This is a genomic window from Streptomyces sp. cf386, from assembly GCF_900103585.1.
Classification (GTDB): Bacteria; Actinomycetota; Actinomycetes; order Streptomycetales; family Streptomycetaceae; genus Streptomyces.
Window position 1 is genome coordinate 144814 of the sequence record NZ_FNHV01000021.1, and the last position, 17582, is coordinate 162395.

Consider the following 17582-nt stretch of genomic DNA (forward strand, 5'->3'; position numbering starts at 1 on the left):
CACCTCCGCGCACGCGCCCGGAGGTCGGCTCATGTCCGGGTCCCCGCCTCCAGGCGCTCCGTCGTCTCCATGAGGGAGATCGTGAACGGATGCCGGGGCTCCGTCAGAACCCGGTGCGCCGGACCCTGTTCGACGAGTTCGCCCGCGTCCAGTACGGCGACACGGTGAGCCAGGCGTGCGGTGTCCAGGTCATGGGTGATGAGGACCAGGGACAGGTCCTCGCCCTCGCCGACCAGGCCCGCGAGGACGTCGAGGATGCCGCGCCGGGTGACCGCGTCCAGGCCGGAGGTGACCTCGTCGCAGATCAGCACCCTGGGACGGGCCAGCAGGGCGCGGGCGAGGGCGGCGCGCTGGAGTTCGCCGCCGGAGAGTTCGCCGGGGCGGCGGTGGGCCAGTTCCACCGGCAGGCCGAGGCGGGTGAGGGTCGCCGCCGCCTCGTCCGTCGCCGCACGTTCCTCGGCACCGCGCAACCGCACCGCCGTACGGGCCACCTGATGCAGAACGGGCCGGTGCTCGTCGAAGGCGGCCCGGGCGTCCTGGAAGACGTACTGCACGGCGGCGAGTTGGGCGCGACCGCGCCGGCGCAGGCTGCGCGGGAGCGGGGTGCCGTCGAGCAGGATCTCGCCGTCGTGGTCGCGGTGGAGTCCCGCCAGGCAGCGCCCGAGTGTGGTCTTGCCACTGCCGGAGCGGCCGACCACGGCCAGGCATTCGCCGGGGTGGAGAGCGAGGTGCGGGGCGCGCAGAACGGTGGTCCGGCGGCCGTGTATGGCGGTCACGTCCCGTACTTCCAAGATGAGTTGGGCTGACTCTGCGCCCGCCCCACCCTGCGGGACCGCGCGCTGTTCGTCGAGCAGGCGGCGCGTCCACTCGTGGCGCGGTGCCGTCCACAGCCGCTCCACCGGGCCCGACTCCACGACCCGGCCCGCGCGCAGGACGAGGACCTCGTCGGCGAGGGCGCGTACGACGTCCAGGTCGTGACTGAGCAGCACGATCGCGATGCCGCGGGCCGCCACCGCCGCGAGCTGCTCGACGACCCGGCTCTTGGTCAACGCGTCCTGCCCGGTGGTGGGTTCGTCGGCGACGATGACGCGGGCGCCGAGCAGCAGGGCCTGGGCGAGGACGACGCGCTGCTGCTGGCCGCCGGAGAGCTGGTGCGGGTAGCGGCGCAACAGTGCCTCGGCGTCCGGCAGTTGGGCGTCGGACAAGGCCCGCAGGACCAGCGCGCGGGCCGCCGTACGGCGCTGCGCGCGAGGCAGGTGGCGGACCTGGGGGCGGGCGAGGTCGGCGAGGAGGGCGTCGACCCGGCGGGCCGGGTTGAGGACGGCGGCGGGGTGCTGGGGGACGTAGCCCACCGGGCCGTCGCCGATGCGCCGGACCTCGCCCGAGACACGGGCGCCGGGCGGGTACTCGCCGAGCAGGGCGAGACCGGTGGTGGTCTTGCCGCTGCCGGAGGCGCCGACGAGGGCGGTCACCTTTCCGGGCAGTACCCGGAGGTCGACTCCGTCGACGATCGCGTGGCCGTCGATCTCGACGCGCAGGTCGCGGATCTCGGCGACCGGGTCCGGCACGTCGCTCACGGGCGTCGCCCCCTCTTCTTGGTCGGGTTCTTCTCCAGGGCTGCGTCGAAGAGCAGGTTGGTGCCCATCGTCAGCGCCACGATCAGCAGCGCGGGCACCACCACGGCCCACGGCTGCACGAACAGGCCGGTGCGGTTGCGATCGACCATGACCGCCCAGTCGGCGGCGTCCGGCGCGACACCGACCCCCAGGAACGCGGCCGTCGACACCAGGTACAGCACACCGGTCAGCCGGATGCCGGCGTCGGCGGCAAGGGTGCGCAGCGCCGACCGGCCGACGTAGCCGACGGCGATCCGCCACCGGCTCTCCCCCTGCATGCGCAGCGCCTCGACGGCGGGCCGGGCGGCGGCCTCCCCCGCGGCCGCCCGCACGATCCGGGCCGCGTCGGGCACGTTCACCAGGGCCACGAGCAGCGCGAGCCCTACCGCGCCCGGCGACAGCACGGACGCCACCAGCAGGATCAGCAGCAGCGACGGCACGGCGAGCAGCACGTCCAGGGGCCGCATCAGCAGCTCCTCCAGCAGGCGCAGCCGCGTCAGCGCGCTCATGAGCGCGACCGGGACGGCGACGAGATAGGCGAGCGCGGTCGCGGCCAACGCGGTGACGACCACCGTACGGCCGCCCAGCAGGACCTGTTGCCAGACGTCGCGGCCCACGAAGTCGGTGCCGAGCCAGTGGCCGCCGCCGAGGGTGAAGGACGTGGCACGGGGGCCCGGGTCACCCGCGAACAGCGGTCCGAGGAGGGCGAGGACGAGGGGTACGGCGATGACGCCGAGGCCGAGCGCGAAACGGCGATGCGTGGTCATGCGGCCACCTCCGCGCGAGGAGTGAGCCGGTGGGCCACCAGATCGGCGCCGAGATTGAGGAGGACCGTCAGCACGCCGAACACCACGGCCAGCCCCTGCACCACCGGTACGTCACGTTCGGCGACGGCGTTGAGGAGGACCGTGCCCAGGCCGGGTATCACGAAGAGGGCCTCCACGACGATCACGCCGCACAGCAACCAGTCGACGGTGCGGGCGAGTTGCTGCACGGCCGGGGCGAGGGCGTTCGGCAGGGCGTGGGCGTAGCGGACGCGGGCGCCGGGGACGCCGTAGCGGCGGGCGTGGGCCGCGTAGGGGGAGGCGAGGGCGTCGACCATGCCGGCCCGCACCAGGCGGGACAGGGAGCACACCGGGCGGGACAGCAGGACCAGCACCGGCAGGACCAGCACCGCCGGATGGGCGAGCAGGTCGGTGCCGTGGCCGAGCGCGGTCGGCGGCAGCCAGGCCAGCTCGATGGCGAGGACCGTCACCAGCAGCACCCCGAGGGCGAACTCGGGGACCGCGTACACGGCCAGCGTCACCGAGCTGACCAGCCGGTCGACGAGCCGCCCCTCGTGACGGGCGGCGAGCACGCCGAGGCCGAAGCCGATCGGGATCAGGAGGGCCAGGGTGAGCGTGGCGAGCAGCAGGGTCGGGCCGAAGCCGTCGGCGAGGTACTGGGCGACCGGGCGGCCGGAGGTCAGGGAGGTGCCGAAGTCGCCGTGCAGCAGCCCTGTCGCCCAGTCGGCCAGCCGCTCGTACGCCGGCCGGTCCAGGTCCATCGCCTCACGGATCGCGGCGATGCGCGCGGGGTCCGGCTGATCCCCGGCCAGAGCCACCGCGGCGTCGCCCGGCAGCGCCTCGGTGAGCGCGAAGACCAGCAGCACGACGCCGACGGTCTGCAGGGCACCGAGGAACAGCCGCCGGGCGACGAAAGAGCGAAGTCCGCTCACGCGAGCCACACCTTGTCGAAGCGTGCCCAGTCGAGGGTGTTGGCGGGCGCCTTGGTCTCAACCCCCTTCACGGTCCCGGCCGTTCCGATGATCCAGTCGGCGAAGCCCCAGATGAGGAAGCCGCCTTCGGCGTACAGGCGGCGCTGCATCCGCTCGTAGACGGCGGCTCGTTCGCTCTTGTCGCGGGTGGACTGAGCCTGCTCGTACAGGGCGTCGAAGTCCTTGTGCTGCCACTTGGTGGCGTTGGTGGTGGAGCCGGTGAGCAGGCGCTGCGAGATGTGGGCCTCGATGGGCATGGCGCCGGAGCGGTAGCAGGACAGGGTGCCGGAGTCGAGGATGTCGCTCCAGTAGGAGTCCTTGCTGCCCATCTTCACGTCGATCGTGACGCCCGCCTTGGCGGCCTGGTCGCGGAAGATGCCGGCCGCCTCGGTGAACCCGGCGGCGACGGCCGAGGTGTCCAGGGTGACCTTGAGCTTCTCGGCGCCGGCCTGCTTGAGCAGGGCCCGCGCCTTGTCGAGGTCCTGGGCGCGCTGCGGCAGGTCAGCGGCGTAGTACTCGTATCCCTTGCCGAACAGGTCGTTGCCGACCTCGCCCGCGCCGGACAGCGCGCCGTCGACGAGTTCCTGCCGGTCGGCGATGAGGAAGAAGGCCTCGCGGACCCGCTTGTCGTCGAAGGGCGCCCGGTCGGTCTTCATGCAGAAGGCCTGCATGGCGCTGTTGCGCAGCCGCACGATCTCGATCTGGCCCTTGCCCTCGTGGGCGCGGGCGGTGGTCGGGTTGAGTTCGTGGGCGTACTCGACCTGGCCGCCGAGGAGTGCGTTGACGCGGGCGGACTCCTCGTTGGCGACGACGAACTCGACCTCGTCGAGGAGCGGGGCGCCGTCCCAGTACGCGTCGTGGCGGCGGAAGACGGCGGAACGGCCGGGCGCGAAGGACACGAACCGGAAGGGGCCGGAGCCGATGGGCTTCGCGTCGAACTCGGTGGCGTTCTCGGGGACGATGTACGCGCCGAACGCGGCCAGGACGTTGGGGAATTCGGCGGTGGGCCGCTTGAGCACGAACTCGATGGACCGCTCGCCGGTGGCACGGCTGGCGTCGAGGTCGATGGGCTCCAGGGACGCCTTGGCCCGGAACGCCTGCTTGGGGTCGGCGATCCGGCGGTAGCTGTAGAGGACGTCCTTGGCGGTGACCGGGCTGCCGTCGTGGAAGGTGGCCTGACGCAGCGTCACCTGCCAGCGGTCCAAGGTCTTGTTGGACTCCCACCTCTCGGCGAGGCGGGGCTCGGCGGCGAGGTCGGCGCCGTAGTCGGCGAGCTTGTCGTAGAGGGCCTTGGCGCGGGCGACGTCGGCGAAGAGGTTGGCCAGGTGCGGGTCGAGGGTCTCGCTCGCCCCGCCCCCGGCGAACGCGGCGCGCAGGCGACCGCCGCGCTTCGGGGTGCCGGAGCCGCCGGCCGTCCTGTCGTCCGTGCCGCCTCCGCAGCCGACGAGGGCGAGGGCGGCGGCGCCCGTGGTGGCGGCGAGGAAGCCGCGGCGGCGCAGGCCTGGGAAGCGTTCGTCATGCATGGGTGAGTGATCCTTCGGGTCAGTGGGTGCGGCGTGCGACGACGTGCAGCCGGTCCTGGTCGGTGGCGGTGCCGGGCAATTCGCCCGCCGCCCAAGGGGGTTCGGTACGCGGTCCGGGTCCGTCGTGCAGTTCGAGCACCTCGAAGCCGTGGGCGGCGAGGAAGTGCCGCAGCTCGTGCGGGAACAGCAGCCGCCAGGCGGAGCGCTGTTCGACGGGCGGTGTTCCGTCGTCGGCCGTCCAGACGCGGGTACGGCGGAGAAGCTGCGCCGTGCGGTCGACGGTCAGGGTGGTGGTGGACCGGTAGGCGGTGCCCTGCCAGGTGAAGGCGTTGACGGACGGGGCGTCGAGGAGGTCCGTACGGCCCAGGAAGTACGCCCCGTTGCGCATCTCCGCGACCAGCAGCCCGCCCGGCGCGAGGGCACGGCGGCAGGAGGCGAGGAAGCCGTCGAGCTGGTCGTTGGTGTGGCAGTACAGCAGGGAGCTGTCCAGGCAGACGACCGCGTCGAAGGCGTCGTCCCGGCCCAGGTCGCGCAGGGCGAAGCCATGCAGGTCGGCCCGGACGTACGCCGGCCCCGGATGGTGGGCGCGGGCGTGCGCCAGCATCGCCTCGGAGAGGTCGGCGCCGGTCACCGCACGGCCGACGGAGTGCAGGTGGGCGGCGTCGCGGCCGGTGCCGCAGCCCATGTCCAGGACGCGGGGCCCGGCGCCGTGGCGGCGCAGGCAGTCCTCGGCCCAGCGTCCGGCGAGCCGGTCGGGGTCGGGGAAGCGGGCCTCGTAGAGGGCGGGGTTGTCGGTGAGAAGGTTGCGGCCGGCGCGCGGGGCACCGGTGCCGGAGTCGCCGGTCCCGCCAGGATGGACGTCGGCGATACCGCCGCTCCCGCCCGGACCGCCGGCATCGAGGCCGCCCTCCCCGCCCACCGCCGCGACGCCCGCGTCAGCCCGCTCGCCCGGCGTCGCGACCGCCATGTCCGGCTCGCAGCCGACCGGGCCGGTGGCGACGGCACCTGGGCACCCGTCCGCCTCTTCGCCGTCGGCCGCGCGCAGATCCGCCTCTACGCCCCGCGCCGCACTCACGCCGAGCTCCTCTCTCCGGCCTGAGCGGAAACCGCCGGTGCCGGCTCCGCGGGCAGCGCCCCGCGCCGATGCAGCCGGGCCACTCCGCCCGCCGAAACCAGTCCGAAGACGGCGCAGCACACCCACGGAAGCCACACATGGCCCCCGCTCTCCCCCGCGTCCATGGCCCACCCGACGACGGTGTTGCCCACGGCCGCGGCAATGCCGGACACGACGTAGAAGATCCCGAAGTACGTGCCGGTCAGCTCGGGTCGTCCGAAGCGCGGGATCAGTTCCATCACGAACGGCGACGCGATCATGATGCCGAGGTAGAGCAGCAGCGCGCCGAGCAGCACGGGCCCGGCGTCGAGCCACCCGGGTGATCCCGTGCCCGCCACCAGCGCCGGCGGCAGGAACGCGAGCCCCATCACCCCGAGCCCCACGGCGATCCAACGCACCCTGCTGCCCCGCGACTTGAGACTCCTGGTGATTCTCAGCTGGAGCGCCAGGTTGGCGACCGTGCCGACGAGGAAGACGATGCCCGCCGCCCCGTCCCAGCCGGTGGCCTCGCGGGCCCCGTCGGGGAGCAGCAGATACAGCTGGTTCTCCAGGGTGAACATGCCGACCATGGCGAGCGCGAAGGCCAGGAAGGTCCGGTTGCCGAGCACCTCGCGCCAGTCCCCGAGGACGCCGCTGCCGCTGGGCTCGACCTTGCGCGCGGGCAGGACGAGGGCCTGGGCCACGGTGAGCACGGCGAAGATCCCGGCGGCGGTCAGCGCGGACGTACGGAAGTCGACGAGCAGCAGCGCGCTCCCCAGCAGCGGGCCGATCAACGCACCCGTGGTGGCGAAGACGTTGAACAGCGCGAACGCCTCCGCCTTGCGCTCCCCCGCCTCCTGCGCGAGATACGTCCGTACGGCCGGGTTGAACAACGCCCCCGCGAGCCCGCTGAGCACGGACGCGGCGAGCAGCACGGGCAGCCCGTCGCCCAGCGCGAACAGTGCGAACCCGACGGTCCGCAGCGCGCACCCGGCGATGATGACGCCGCGCGCCCCGAGCCGGTCCGACGCCGAGCCGCCGATGATGAACAGGCCCTGCTGGCTGAGGTTGCGCACGCCGAGGACGATCCCGACGACCGCCGCCGACATGCCCAGGTTCTCGCCGAGGTGGGTGGCGAGGTACGGGATGAGCAGATAGAAGCCGGTGTTGACGCCGAGCTGGTTGACCAGCAGGAGCTGGACGGCGACGGGGAAGCCGCGCACCTCACGCCACGTCCGCATGTGCCGTCACCTCCTCGACGCCCAGTCCCGGACGGTCACTCGCGCGTACGAAGCCGTCCGCGCCCCCGATCCCGGTCCACGGGTCGTGCGCGAGCAGCAGATGCCCGTCGAGGTCAACCCAGCGGGCACGGTCGGCCAGGTGCACGGCGGGCGCCAGCCCGAGGCTGCTGGCCGTGAGACAGCCGAGCATCAGCTCGGTCCCGCTGCCGTCGATCAACTCGGCGATCCGCAGGGCGGCTCGGACTCCCCCGCACTTGGCGAGCTTGACGTTGACCCCGTGGACCCGCCCGGCCAGGCGACGTACGTCGTCCGCGCTCACCGCGTCCTCGTCGGCGATGACCGGCAGCGGCGACCTCTCGGCGAGGGCGCTCAGCGCGTCCGGGTCCCCCGGGGCGAGGGGCTGTTCGACGGCTTCGACCCCGAGCTCGGCGAACCGCGGCAGCAACCGTTCGGCCTCCGCCACGCTCCAGGCACCGTTCGGGTCCAGCAGCAGCCTCGCGTGCGGGGCCGCGTCACGGATGACCCGTACGCGTTCCACGTCGTCCTCGGGGTCGGGCGCCCCCGTCTTCACCTTGATGACCTCGAATCCGCGCGCGGCCAACCGCCGGGCCTCGGCGGCCCCGTCCGCGAGCGAGGTGATGCCGATGGTGCGGGCGGTGGCCACCTCGGGCGGCGCCGACGCACCGAGGAGGCGGTGCACGGGGACGCCCGCGCGCAGGCCTACGAGGTCGAGAAGCGCCGACTCGACGGCGGCGGTGACGGCGGGAGGCGTAGCGGCGTCCGATGCCGACTCCCCTGCCCGCAGGGCCTCCAGGGCGCTTTCCGGATCGGCGAAGCGCCGCAGGTCCACGTCCGCCAGCAGCCGTAGCAGCGTGTCGGCGTCGAGCCCGTAGTACACGCTGCTGACGGCCTCGCCGTATCCGGTGACCCCCTCGTGCTCGATGCCGAGCCATACGGCGTCGCGCGCGGACATGGTGGATCGGGAGATGCGCAACGGCTCGGCGAGGTCGAGTCGTACGGTGCGCAGGTGGGCCTTCACTGGGTCCTTCCGGGAGAGATCGGATCGGCGACCCGCGTGCACCGCGCCCACCCGTTCGCCTCGGCGGCGTAGGGGTGCGGTATCTCCACGGGGCGGGTGGCGGCGCCGGCCGGGTCGAGGCCGTGGGCGGCGATGAAGTCGTCGTCGTAGACGGTGCCGAGGTAGCGGTGCGGCCCGTCGGGGAACACGGTGGCGACGACCGCGCCCGGGTGCACGCGGGCCGCCCAGGCGGCGACCCGTGCGACGGCTCCCGTGCTCCAGCCGCCGCTGACGAAGGAGCCCCGGGCGAGCCGTCGGCAGCTGTCCACGGCCTCGGCGGGGCCGATCCAGTGGACCTCGTCGAAGGCGTCGTAGGCGACGTTGCGCGGGTGGATGCTGCTGCCGAGGCCGCGCATCAGGCGGGGCCGGGCGGGCTGGCCGAAGATCGTCGAGCCCGTGGCGTCGACGCCGATGAGCCGCAGCGCGGGCCAGTGCCGGCGCAGCGGGGCGATGACGCCGGCGCTGTGACCGCCGGTGCCGACGCTGCACACCAGGATGTCCAAGTGGTCGAGCTGGGCGCCGAGTTCGGCGGCGAGGGAGGCGTAACCGGCCGTGTTGTCGGGGTTGTTGTACTGGTCGGGCCAGTAGGCGCCGGGGAGTTCGGCGAGCAGTTCGCGCAGCCGGCCGAGGCGGGCGGCCTGCCAGCCACCCTGGGGTGCCGGGCGGTCCACGATCTCCAGGCGGACGCCGTGTGCACGCAGCAACTGCCGCATGGACGGCTCCAGTTCACTGTCGCCGACCAGCACGACGGGATGGCCGAGCGCCTGTCCGGCGAAGGCGAGCCCGATGCCGAGGGTGCCGGAGGTGGACTCCACCACCGGGGCGCCGGGCCGCAGTTCACCGCGCTCGCGCGCGCCGAGCAGCATCGACACGGCGGCCCGCGCCTTCATGCCGCCCGCCGCGAGCCCTTCGAGCTTGGCCCAGAATCCGGGGTGGGGATGCGGCAGTTCGGTGGTGACGCGGACGACGGGGGTACGGCCGAGCAGGGCGAGCAGCTCAGGGCGAGCGGCGGGTGGATGTACGGCGGCGGAGGTGGTCGTGATGGTCATCGCGCACCCCCGTGACACCGGTACCGGTGGACGACGCCGGGCCCGCCGTCGAGCCAGAAGAAGGGGTACGGCTCCGCGCACACCGCGCTCACGCCGTGCCCGAGGAAGCGGGGCAGCACCGCGCTGCCGGTCTGCGCGAACATCACCAGCTGCTTGCCGTGCCGCAACGCGTGCTCACGCAGCGGTTCGAAGGTGCCGTTGCCCAGGGTCATCCCGGACACGAGCAGCGCGTCACAGCGCCCCGTCGCGGCGAGCGCGTCGGTGACCACGGGTTCGCCCCACTCGGTCACCCCGCCCTTGAGGTCGCACGGCACCGGGTCGAGCCCGCGCGAACGCAGCGCCTCCAGCAGCGAGTTGACGACCCCGACCACCAGGACCGTCGAACCGGCCGGCAGGTCCAGCAGCTCCACCACGGCCTGAGCCCTGGCCCTGGACTTCTCCAGCGACGACCCGGCGGGCAGCGCGACAGGCTGCGCCCCGTGGTCCGGCGTGTGCGGGGTGATGTGCATCAGGTAGGCGTCGAGGGCGGCCACCCGCACGGCAGCGAGGGGATGGTCGAGAAGCCGTGCGACATCGGTGCCGACGCAGTCGTCGAGCGCGCCGTCGGGAAGCTCCCCCGGCTCGACGGCACACGATCCGACGGCCTCGGCGAGGCGGAGGCTGAGGACCTCGTTGCGGTAGCCGGTGCCGCGCCCGTCGTGCCGTACGGCCTGGCAGGTGGTGAAGGCGACGGCGATGCGCTGGGTGCGCGGGTCGGGGCCGAGGGCGCCTTCGCGGACCCGGGCGACGAGTTCGTCGTACGTCCGACAGGGCGCCGTGGGCGAGGCGCTGAGGGCGGTCATCGGATCACCAGCCCCGCGCGCAATCCGGCCAGCAGGCCTTCGACGCGGTCGCGGGCGCCGGGCCCCTCCGGGTCGCCCGCCATGACATGGCCGAGGTACTCGTTGTTGCTGCCGGCCGCCTTCACGGCCTTGCCGGGCTCGGCGAGCTGCACCTCCAACACACCGTGTTCGTCGGCCAGTCGACCGGCGTCGAGTGCTTCGAGGGTGCCCGCACGCTCCGGGACGAGGAAGCCGATGGCGGCGCTGCGCAGCCCGGTGTCGGTGCGCCTGAGGTCGGGGGCGCGGCCGAGGGCGACGTCCACGCAGGCGGCGGCGAGGTCGATGCCGGTGACATGGCGGACCAGCTCGGTGATGCGGTTGCCGGCGGGCCGGGGGTTGACCTCGACGACGCGCGGGCCGGCGGAGGTCAGCTTGATCTCGGTGTGCGCCACGACACCGTCCGTCAGCCCCAGCGCCTTGAGGGCGCCGAGCGCGGTCTGCTCGGCGGCGTCGATGTCGGCGAGCGGCAGGGCCGCCGGGAACATGTGGCCGGTCTCGATGAAGGCGGGCGCCCCGCCGATGCTCTTGTCGGTGACGCCGACCATGTGCACCGCGCCCGCGTAGGACACGGTCTCGACGCTCACCTCGGGGCCGTCGAGAAGCTCTTCGAGCAGGACGGCGGGGGTGCGTCGCTGCCCCCGGGCGTTGACCGGGAAGTCGGCCAACGCCCTGAACACCTCCGCCAGTTGGGCCTCGTCGTCGACTCGGCGCACATACATGCCCGCGCACAGGTCGACCGGTTTGGCGACGAGCGGATAGCCGATCTCCTGCGCGGCCCGCGCGAGACCGGCCCACTCCTCGTGCACGGCGAAGCGCGGTCCGGGCAGGCCCGCGTCGGCGAGGACGCGGCGGGTGGCGTCCTTGCGGCAGGCGTTCTCCACCGCTTCGGGGCCGGGGCCGGGCAGTCCGAGGTGTCCGGCGATCCGGGCCACCGTCGGCAGGTAGTAGTCGCAGGAGGTGATCACCCCGTCGAAGCCCAGGACCGAGTGCAGCCGCTCCACCTCGGGCAGCAGGGCGTCGAGGTCGTTGGTGTCGGCGGTGATCACGTTGCGGGCGCCGAGCAGCGGATGCGCGGTCCCCTCGGGCGCCGAGCGCAGGTAGTGATGCAGGTCACGGGTGAGGAAGGTGAACTCATGTCCGCCCTCCCGGATCGCACGCGGCAGCAGCCTGCTCATCGACCCGACCCAGCTCTCTACCACCAGCAGATGAGCCACAACTCCCCTTTTCGTGCCGTGAGTTCAGACGTCAAGGCAGCCCGGGGCGCCCCTCGGGCGGAGGGGTGCCGGACTTGACTGGCACACGCTATCGATAATCATTTTCATTTGCTACCCCGTTCTTACTCTGCTGCCTCGGAGGCGACCTCTTGTCCGTCCCGTCCCGACCCACCGTCCTGCTGTGCGCCCTCGTGGCCGCGGCCGCCCTGCTCCCCACGGCCACGCCCGCCCGCGCGTCGACCCCCCTCACGTTCGGCCCCTGCCCGGACTCCGTCCCGACCCCGCCCGCACCGGACCGCGTGGAATGCGGGCGCCTCACCGTCCCCCTCGACCGGCGGCACCCGTCCGGCCCGCGCATCGAGATCGCCGTCTCCCGCGTCCCCGCCTCCGGCACCCCGGCCGAGCGCCGCGGCGTCCTGCTGGTGAACCCGGGCGGCCCGGGCGGCTCCGGGCTCCCCTACGCGGTGACCAAGCGCGCCAAACTCCCCGAGAGCGTGCGGCGTTCGTACGACGTCATCGGCTTCGACCCGCGCGGCGTGGGCCGTAGCACCCCGGTGGAGTGCGGCCCGATGGGCGGCCTGTTCACCGCTCCGGGCACGGACCCGGTACCGACGACCCCGCGGACGGAGCGGACGTATCTCACCTCACTGCGCGCGATGGCCGACGACTGCGCGGCGGGCGCGGGCACGCATGTGCTGCCATACCTGTCCACCGAACAGACGGCCTACGACATGGACGCGATCCGGGCCGCGCTGGGCGAGCCCCGGACGAGCTTCCTCGGTGTCTCGTACGGCAGCTACCTGGGCGCCGCCTACGCGGCACGCTTCCCGCACCGGGTGGGCCGCATGGTGCTGGACAGCGTGGTCGGCCCCTGGGACTGGTACGACTTCGACGTCGTCCAGAGCCGTGCGATGCTGCGCGCCCGCGACACGTTCTTCGCCTGGACCGGCGAGCACGCGGAGCGTTTCGGGCTGGGCGGCGGCGCGGATGCCGTTCGGCGGTCGTATCTGCGCGTACGCCGAGGACTCGCCGCCCGGCCGGTGAACGGCTTCGGCCCGGCGGAGTTCGACCGTGCAGTCTACCGCGCCCTGGGCCGCACCGAGCGCTGGGCTGGCCTCGCCGACGGGCTGCGCACCTCTCTGACGGACGGCAGCCCCGACGGCCTGCGGCCCGCGTCCGCCTTCGACAGCCCCGAGTCCCGCAACTACGAGGCGGCCAACCGGATCGTGAAGTGCGCGGACGGGCCGGGGCCGACGCCGCGCGAGATCCTGGCGGACATGCGCCGCACCCGGCTTCTCGACCCGCAGCCGATCCTGACCGGCATGGAGGCGTCGGCCTGCGCGTACTGGCACCACCGGCCGAACCGCCGTACGCCCCTGGGCAGTCCGGCCGCCCCGCCGGTCCTGCTGGTCGCGTCCGCACACGACCCGGTGACGCCGATCGAGGGCGCCCGGCGACTGCGGGAGGTCATGCCCGGCTCCCGGCTGGTGACGCTCGACGACGACTACTCCCACGGCGTCTTCGCGAGCCGGGGCAACGCGTGCGTGGACGGGGCGGTGGCCGCCTATCTCGTCGACGGGACGGTGCCCGCGGCCGATGTGCGCTGCTCCGGTCCGGGGCTGCCGACGGTGTCCTGAGGCACTCGGCCCAGCAGCTTCCGGCCCGTCACCTCACCCGCCGCGTTTAGAGCGGGCGCCGGAGCTGGGCGTACCCGAGTTGGAGAATCCCCACGGAGAGGCGGGGTCGGGTGTGCCGGGGCCGGAGGGCTCCGGCGCGCCCGGGCCGGGGGCCGTACCGGTACTGCGGTCCCGGCCGTCGTCGCCGCCCACGCGGTAGATTCCCGGTGCCAGCCTGACCGACCTGTCCAGGAGTTGACTCCCGAGGCCGGGCTGGGACTGGGGCCAGCGGGTGTCGGCCGACCACCTGACTCCGCCCAGACCCTCGATGCTCAGTGCACCGGAGGCCGTCTTGAGATCGGCGTCCGTGAGGTCGCAGTCATGCAGGTCGGCCTGGTCCAGCCGAGCCCGCCGAAGCCACGCCCCGGTCAGGTCGGCCCGGCGCAGCACCGCTCCGCGCAGATCGGCATCGGTCAGGTCCGCGCCCGTCAGGTCGGCGCCGGTCAGTGTCGCGGCGTCGAGTCGGGCTCCGCGCAGATACGAGAAACTGAGGTCGGCCTCGGTCAGATCGGCCTCCGTCAACTCGGCGCCGTTCAGCCGGACCTGGTAGAGGTTGGCGTGCGCGAGGTCGGCGCCGCGCAGGGCGACACGTTCCCCCGCGTCCCCGTCCTCCGGCGCACGGGACCGCAGGACCTCCGCCAACCGGGAGACATCACCGGCGGGCAGGGCTTCATCACCACGCTCGGCGATGGCTTCGGCGGCGGCGGACCGTGCCTCCTCCGAGCTGTCCGGTGCGGCCAGGTAGAGAAGTTCGCGCAGGATCTGCTCCGTTGTCCTCTTCGTCATCGGGGCTCCGTCCCGGGCCGTTGTGCGTCGGGTGGACTCGGAGGGGGCACGATCGCGCACATGGGGCACCGGGTGGGGGACGGGGAGAGCAGCAGCGCCAGGCCGAAGTTCTGCGCCTCCTGCTCGGCGGTGCGCAGTGCGTCGTGCGGCTTGAGTCCTTCCATCTCCCTGCCCCGCAGCAGTCTGTTGACGATTCGTTGCCAGTGGTCCTCGGCCGTCTCCCAGTCTCCGTCATGCCATTTGGCGGCGAAGTGCTGGACGAACTCCGCGGAGGGACCGCCGCATTCGTGGATCTCGGACAGCAAACGCACGCTCAGCCTCCGTCGGAGTTCACGGAGGCGGTGGAACGCCGCCTGAGCTCGTCGAGGATCTCCGTGAGCTCTTGCGTGCGGTGCGTCTGGATCTGGGCGGTGACGGCGTAGCCGACCGCTCCTCCCACCAGTGCGGGGATCGCGGCCCAGCCGACGATCGACAGGGGCCATGCGGGAAGCTGGGGACTGACGTCGGCCGGTGAGTCGATGCCGACGAGGACGTTGTACGCGTCGGTCCAGCCGATCAGTGCGCCGTTGAGCGCGAAGAGGCCGAGAAAGACCGCCAGCAGGGGCAGGGCCCGCAGGAGCAGCCAGCGGTGCAGCCGCGACAGCGCGTCCCGGGACCTCCACCAGCGCGAGACCCGACGGCGCAGGCCAGGGGGCGGTGGGGGCTGGATACCGGGCATCCCTGACGTCACGGACCCGACGGTAGCCGATGCCCTACCGCAGGGCACCGGATCTCCATCGGTTCTCCTCGCCAAGTCGATCCCTGTACAAGGACGTTGAAGGGCCGACGATCTCCTGGACAGATCGCCCCCGGCGGCCCGAGGATGACGCTGACACTCATGGCCACCGGCCCGGAGAGGCGATGCCGCAGGATCCCCATTTTCTTGCCCCGGCCGTCCGCCGTATCGCGCGCGCCGAGAGTCCGACACAGGTCGCTCGCGAGTTCGCCCTGGTGACGGTGCCCGTCATGGCCGACGCGGTCGTCGTCTATCTCGGTGTGCGGGCAGATACGGAAGGTGGTGCATCAGCTGCGATCCCCCGCCAACTGCGGCTCACTGGATGCGGCTTCCGTCCTCCCCGCAAGCCCGGGTCTTCGGATACGGCGACCTCATTACTGGCGGCCAGGGCGCGCACGCTCGTCCCGCAGATGACCCGGTCCATGCAGCGGGTCGCCGAAGCCGTCGTCGACGACCCGGCCGCCACCGCAGCCCTCTCGATCACCGGCCTCGCCGAGCGCACCGGCACCAGCGAGGCGACGGTCGTACGCACCGCCCGTCTCCTCGGGTACCCCGGCTACGCGGGGTTGCGCGCCGCACTCGCCGACCTGGCCGACCTCCAGCTCGCCGGCGACACGGAATGGCACGGCGCATCACACCCCAAGCTGGGCGGCGCGATGGGCGGAGAGGCGCGGGCGACAGCCTCCGTGGAGCCGCTCGGTGTCCTCGCCAAGGTTCTGCACCAGGGTGACGCCCGGAGCATGGGCCCCGAGGACCTCGAACTCGAAACAGCCCTCCTCGAACTGCTCGGGCCCAATCCCCGACTTCCGGGTCGCGATCGTGTCCTGCTCGCGCCCCTGCTCGCCGAGCGGAACGTCCTGGGGGCGGCGGTGTTCCTCCGCCGCCCGGACCGACCGGTCTTCGACCCCGACGATCTGCACCTCGTCGGCCAGCTCTCGTCCCACGTCGCACTCGGCGTCGCCGCGAATCCCGACCCGACGCCGCCTGAAGTCCCCGCCAGGCCCGCACGCCGAGCCCCGGCCCCACCACCGTCCACGCCACGGGGGCTGCCGCCCGAGCGTCCCCCACTGCGGCGGCGGGGCGACGAACCGTCCGCGCCACAAGATCAGCCGTCCGAAGGACCGACGCCGATGCGGCAGGGCGGGGAACCGTCCGCGCCGCAGGGGCTGCCGCCCGGCCGGCCGACGCCGATGCGGCGGGACGGTGACCGGCTGCGCTTCGTCGGCGCCGCGACCCGGCGGATCGCGCGCGGTATCGACCTGGACGAGATCGTGATGGGGCTGTGCCGGGCGACCGTGCCGACCTTCTCCGACGCGATCCTCGTCTACCTGCGCGACCCCCTCCCCGTCGGCGACGAACGGCCCACCGGCCCCGTCGTCCTGCGCCTGCGCCGCACGGACCGCATCCCCGAGGAACGGGACACCGACGGCGGCTTCCTGCCCGCGCAGGCCCAGCCGGAGCCGACGGAGCTGGCCGAGTTGTCGGCCCTGACCGCCGAGTTGTGCGAGGTCCGCCCCGGCGGCGCGCTCGCCGAGGTCCTGCGCGGCGTACGCCCCGTCTTCGCCGACGCACCCGCAGCCCGCGCCGCCCTGCCCGAACTCCTCGGCGACGACGGCGAACTGATCATCCCCGACGGACAACGCGCCATCCTCGCCCCCCTACGAGGCCGCCGCCGCGTCATCGGCGCCGCCGTCTTCCTACGCCGCCCCGACCGCCTCGCCTTCGAACCCGACGACCTCCTCGTCGCCGCCCAACTCGCCACCCACAGCGCCCTCGGCATCGACAAAGCCGTCCTCTACGGCCGCGAGGCCTACATCGCCGACGAACTCCAGCGCACCATGCTGCCCGAAACACTCCCCCGCCCCACCGGCGTCCGGCTCGCCTCCCGCTACCTCCCCGCCGCCGAAACCGCCCGCGTCGGCGGCGACTGGTACGACGCGATCCCCCTGCCCGGCAGCCGCGTCGCCCTGGTCGTCGGCGACGTCATGGGCCACTCCATGACCTCGGCCGCGATCATGGGCCAACTGCGCACCACCGCCCAGACCCTCGCCGGCCTCGACCTGCCCCCACAAGAAGTCCTCCACCACCTCGACGAACAGGCCCAACGCCTGGGCACCGACCGCATGGCCACCTGCCTGTACGCCGTCTACGACCCCGTATCCCACCGCATCACCATCGCCAACGCCGGCCACCCACCACCCGTCCTGCTCCACCTCGGCGGCCGGGCAGAAGTACTCCGCGTTCCCGCGGGCGCCCCGATCGGCGTCGGCGGCGTCGACTTCGAGGCCGTGGAACTGGACGCGCCGGCCGGAGCGACGCTGCTTCTGTACACCGACGGCCTGGTCGAGTCCCGGCTGCGCGACGTCTGGACCGGCATAGAGCAACTACGCGAAAAGCTCGCCGCGACCGCCCAGCTCACCGGACCCGACCACCCCCCGCCCCTCGAAGCCCTCTGCGACGAAGTCCTCGACATGCTCGGCCCCGGCGACCGCGACGACGACATCGCCCTGCTCGCCGCCCGCTTCGACGGCATCGCCCCCAGCGACGTCGCCTACTGGTTCCTCGAGCCCGAAGACGCCGCCCCCGGCCGCGCCCGCCGCCTCGCCCGACGCGCCCTGGCCCGCTGGGGACTGGAAGAACTCACCGACTCCGTCGAACTCCTCGTCAGCGAAGTCGTCACCAACGCCGTCCGCTACGCCACCCGACCCGTCACCCTGCGCCTGCTACGCACCGACGTCCTGCGCTGCGAAGTCGGCGACGACGTACCGCAGTTGCCGCGGTTGCGCCAAGCCCGCGCCACCGACGAAGGCGGACGCGGCCTCTACCTCGTCAACCGACTCGCCCGCCGCTGGGGCGCCACCCGCCTCAGCACCGGCAAAGTCGTCTGGTTCGAG

General features: G+C 73.2%; 15 protein-coding genes and 1 pseudogene. 3 read left to right on the forward strand and 13 right to left on the reverse strand.

Annotated elements, in window-relative coordinates:
• Positions 1-29: 29 nt before the first annotated feature.
• From BLU79_RS38815 to BLU79_RS38860, 10 genes are all read right to left on the reverse strand, one after another.
• The gene (locus BLU79_RS38815; protein ID WP_093910725.1) at positions 30-1577 is read right to left on the reverse strand and encodes an ABC transporter ATP-binding protein; all 1548 of its coding nucleotides are present in this window, start codon (positions 1575-1577) and stop codon (positions 30-32) included.
• Positions 1574-2383, reverse strand: coding sequence for an ABC transporter permease (locus BLU79_RS38820; RefSeq protein ID WP_093910726.1), 810 nt, complete (start codon positions 2381-2383; stop codon positions 1574-1576). Before BLU79_RS38820 ends, BLU79_RS38815 begins: the two co-directional genes overlap by 4 nt.
• Positions 2380-3333 (reverse strand): ABC transporter permease, encoded by a 954-nt coding sequence (locus BLU79_RS38825; protein WP_093910727.1) that lies wholly within the window; start codon positions 3331-3333, stop codon positions 2380-2382. The genes BLU79_RS38820 and BLU79_RS38825 overlap by 4 nt, the downstream gene beginning before the upstream one ends.
• The gene (locus tag BLU79_RS38830) at positions 3330-4895 is read right to left on the reverse strand and encodes an ABC transporter substrate-binding protein (RefSeq protein ID WP_093910728.1); all 1566 of its coding nucleotides are present in this window, start codon (positions 4893-4895) and stop codon (positions 3330-3332) included. Before BLU79_RS38830 ends, BLU79_RS38825 begins: the two co-directional genes overlap by 4 nt.
• A gap of 19 nt (positions 4896-4914) precedes the next feature.
• On the reverse strand, positions 4915-5763 hold the full coding sequence (locus BLU79_RS38835) for a class I SAM-dependent DNA methyltransferase (RefSeq protein WP_093910745.1): 849 nt from the start codon (positions 5761-5763) through the stop codon (positions 4915-4917).
• Between the two features lie 203 nt (positions 5764-5966).
• Entirely contained in the window at positions 5967-7229 is a 1263-nt protein-coding gene (locus tag BLU79_RS38840; RefSeq protein ID WP_093910729.1) for an MFS transporter, read from the reverse strand.
• Positions 7213-8268, reverse strand: a complete 1056-nt coding sequence (locus BLU79_RS38845; protein WP_093910730.1) for a dipeptide epimerase — start codon at positions 8266-8268, stop codon at positions 7213-7215. Before BLU79_RS38845 ends, BLU79_RS38840 begins: the two co-directional genes overlap by 17 nt.
• Positions 8265-9356, reverse strand: coding sequence for a PLP-dependent cysteine synthase family protein (locus BLU79_RS38850; protein ID WP_093910731.1), 1092 nt, complete (start codon positions 9354-9356; stop codon positions 8265-8267). Before BLU79_RS38850 ends, BLU79_RS38845 begins: the two co-directional genes overlap by 4 nt.
• Positions 9353-10198: a Rossmann-like domain-containing protein gene (locus tag BLU79_RS38855; RefSeq protein ID WP_093910732.1), complete on the reverse strand. Its 846-nt coding sequence runs from the start codon at positions 10196-10198 to the stop codon at positions 9353-9355. Before BLU79_RS38855 ends, BLU79_RS38850 begins: the two co-directional genes overlap by 4 nt.
• Complete coding sequence (locus tag BLU79_RS38860) at positions 10195-11451, reverse strand: ATP-grasp domain-containing protein (RefSeq protein WP_177001340.1); 1257 nt, start codon at positions 11449-11451, stop codon at positions 10195-10197. The genes BLU79_RS38855 and BLU79_RS38860 overlap by 4 nt, the downstream gene beginning before the upstream one ends.
• Before the next feature lie 149 nt (positions 11452-11600).
• On the opposite strand from BLU79_RS38860, the gene BLU79_RS38865 reads away from it, so the two are divergent.
• Positions 11601-13088 carry an alpha/beta hydrolase gene (locus BLU79_RS38865; protein ID WP_093910733.1) on the forward strand — a complete coding sequence of 496 codons (1488 nt, stop codon included), beginning with the start codon at positions 11601-11603 and terminating at the stop codon, positions 13086-13088.
• A 33-nt stretch (positions 13089-13121) separates the two neighbouring features.
• On the opposite strand, the gene BLU79_RS49460 is transcribed toward BLU79_RS38865, so the two are convergent.
• From BLU79_RS49460 to BLU79_RS38880, 3 genes are read right to left on the reverse strand one after another with little or no spacing between them, the layout of a single operon-like run.
• Positions 13122-13913, reverse strand: coding sequence for a pentapeptide repeat-containing protein (locus BLU79_RS49460; protein ID WP_093910734.1), 792 nt, complete (start codon positions 13911-13913; stop codon positions 13122-13124).
• Complete coding sequence (locus BLU79_RS38875; RefSeq protein ID WP_093910735.1) at positions 13910-14224, reverse strand: DUF6313 family protein; 315 nt, start codon at positions 14222-14224, stop codon at positions 13910-13912. Before BLU79_RS38875 ends, BLU79_RS49460 begins: the two co-directional genes overlap by 4 nt.
• Positions 14225-14226: 2 nt before the next feature.
• Positions 14227-14643, reverse strand: a complete 417-nt coding sequence (locus tag BLU79_RS38880) for a DUF6313 family protein (protein ID WP_143052554.1) — start codon at positions 14641-14643, stop codon at positions 14227-14229.
• 455 nt (positions 14644-15098) lie between these two features.
• Between BLU79_RS38880 and BLU79_RS50150 the strand changes: the two are divergent.
• Positions 15099-15263 (forward strand): annotated as a pseudogene (locus BLU79_RS50150) (MurR/RpiR family transcriptional regulator); the annotation flags it as partial.
• Positions 15264-15734: 471 nt separating this feature from the next.
• The coding region (locus BLU79_RS38885) for a SpoIIE family protein phosphatase (protein ID WP_371132021.1) at positions 15735-17582 on the forward strand (1848 nt) is incomplete at its 3' end.

Bases quoted from the DNA above. Each gene is read 5' to 3' on its own strand.
- BLU79_RS38820 (WP_093910726.1), bottom strand. From the start codon at position 2,383: ATGACCACGCATCGCCGTTTCGCGCTCGGCCTCGGCGTCATCGCCGTA.
- BLU79_RS38830 (WP_093910728.1), bottom strand. From the start codon at position 4,895: ATGCATGACGAACGCTTCCCAGGCCTGCGCCGCCGCGGCTTCCTCGCC.
- BLU79_RS38840 (WP_093910729.1), bottom strand. From the start codon at position 7,229: ATGCGGACGTGGCGTGAGGTGCGCGGCTTCCCCGTCGCCGTCCAGCTC.
- BLU79_RS38850 (WP_093910731.1), bottom strand. From the start codon at position 9,356: ATGACCATCACGACCACCTCCGCCGCCGTACATCCACCCGCCGCTCGC.
- BLU79_RS38855 (WP_093910732.1), bottom strand. From the start codon at position 10,198: ATGACCGCCCTCAGCGCCTCGCCCACGGCGCCCTGTCGGACGTACGAC.
- BLU79_RS49460 (WP_093910734.1), bottom strand. From the start codon at position 13,913: ATGACGAAGAGGACAACGGAGCAGATCCTGCGCGAACTTCTCTACCTG.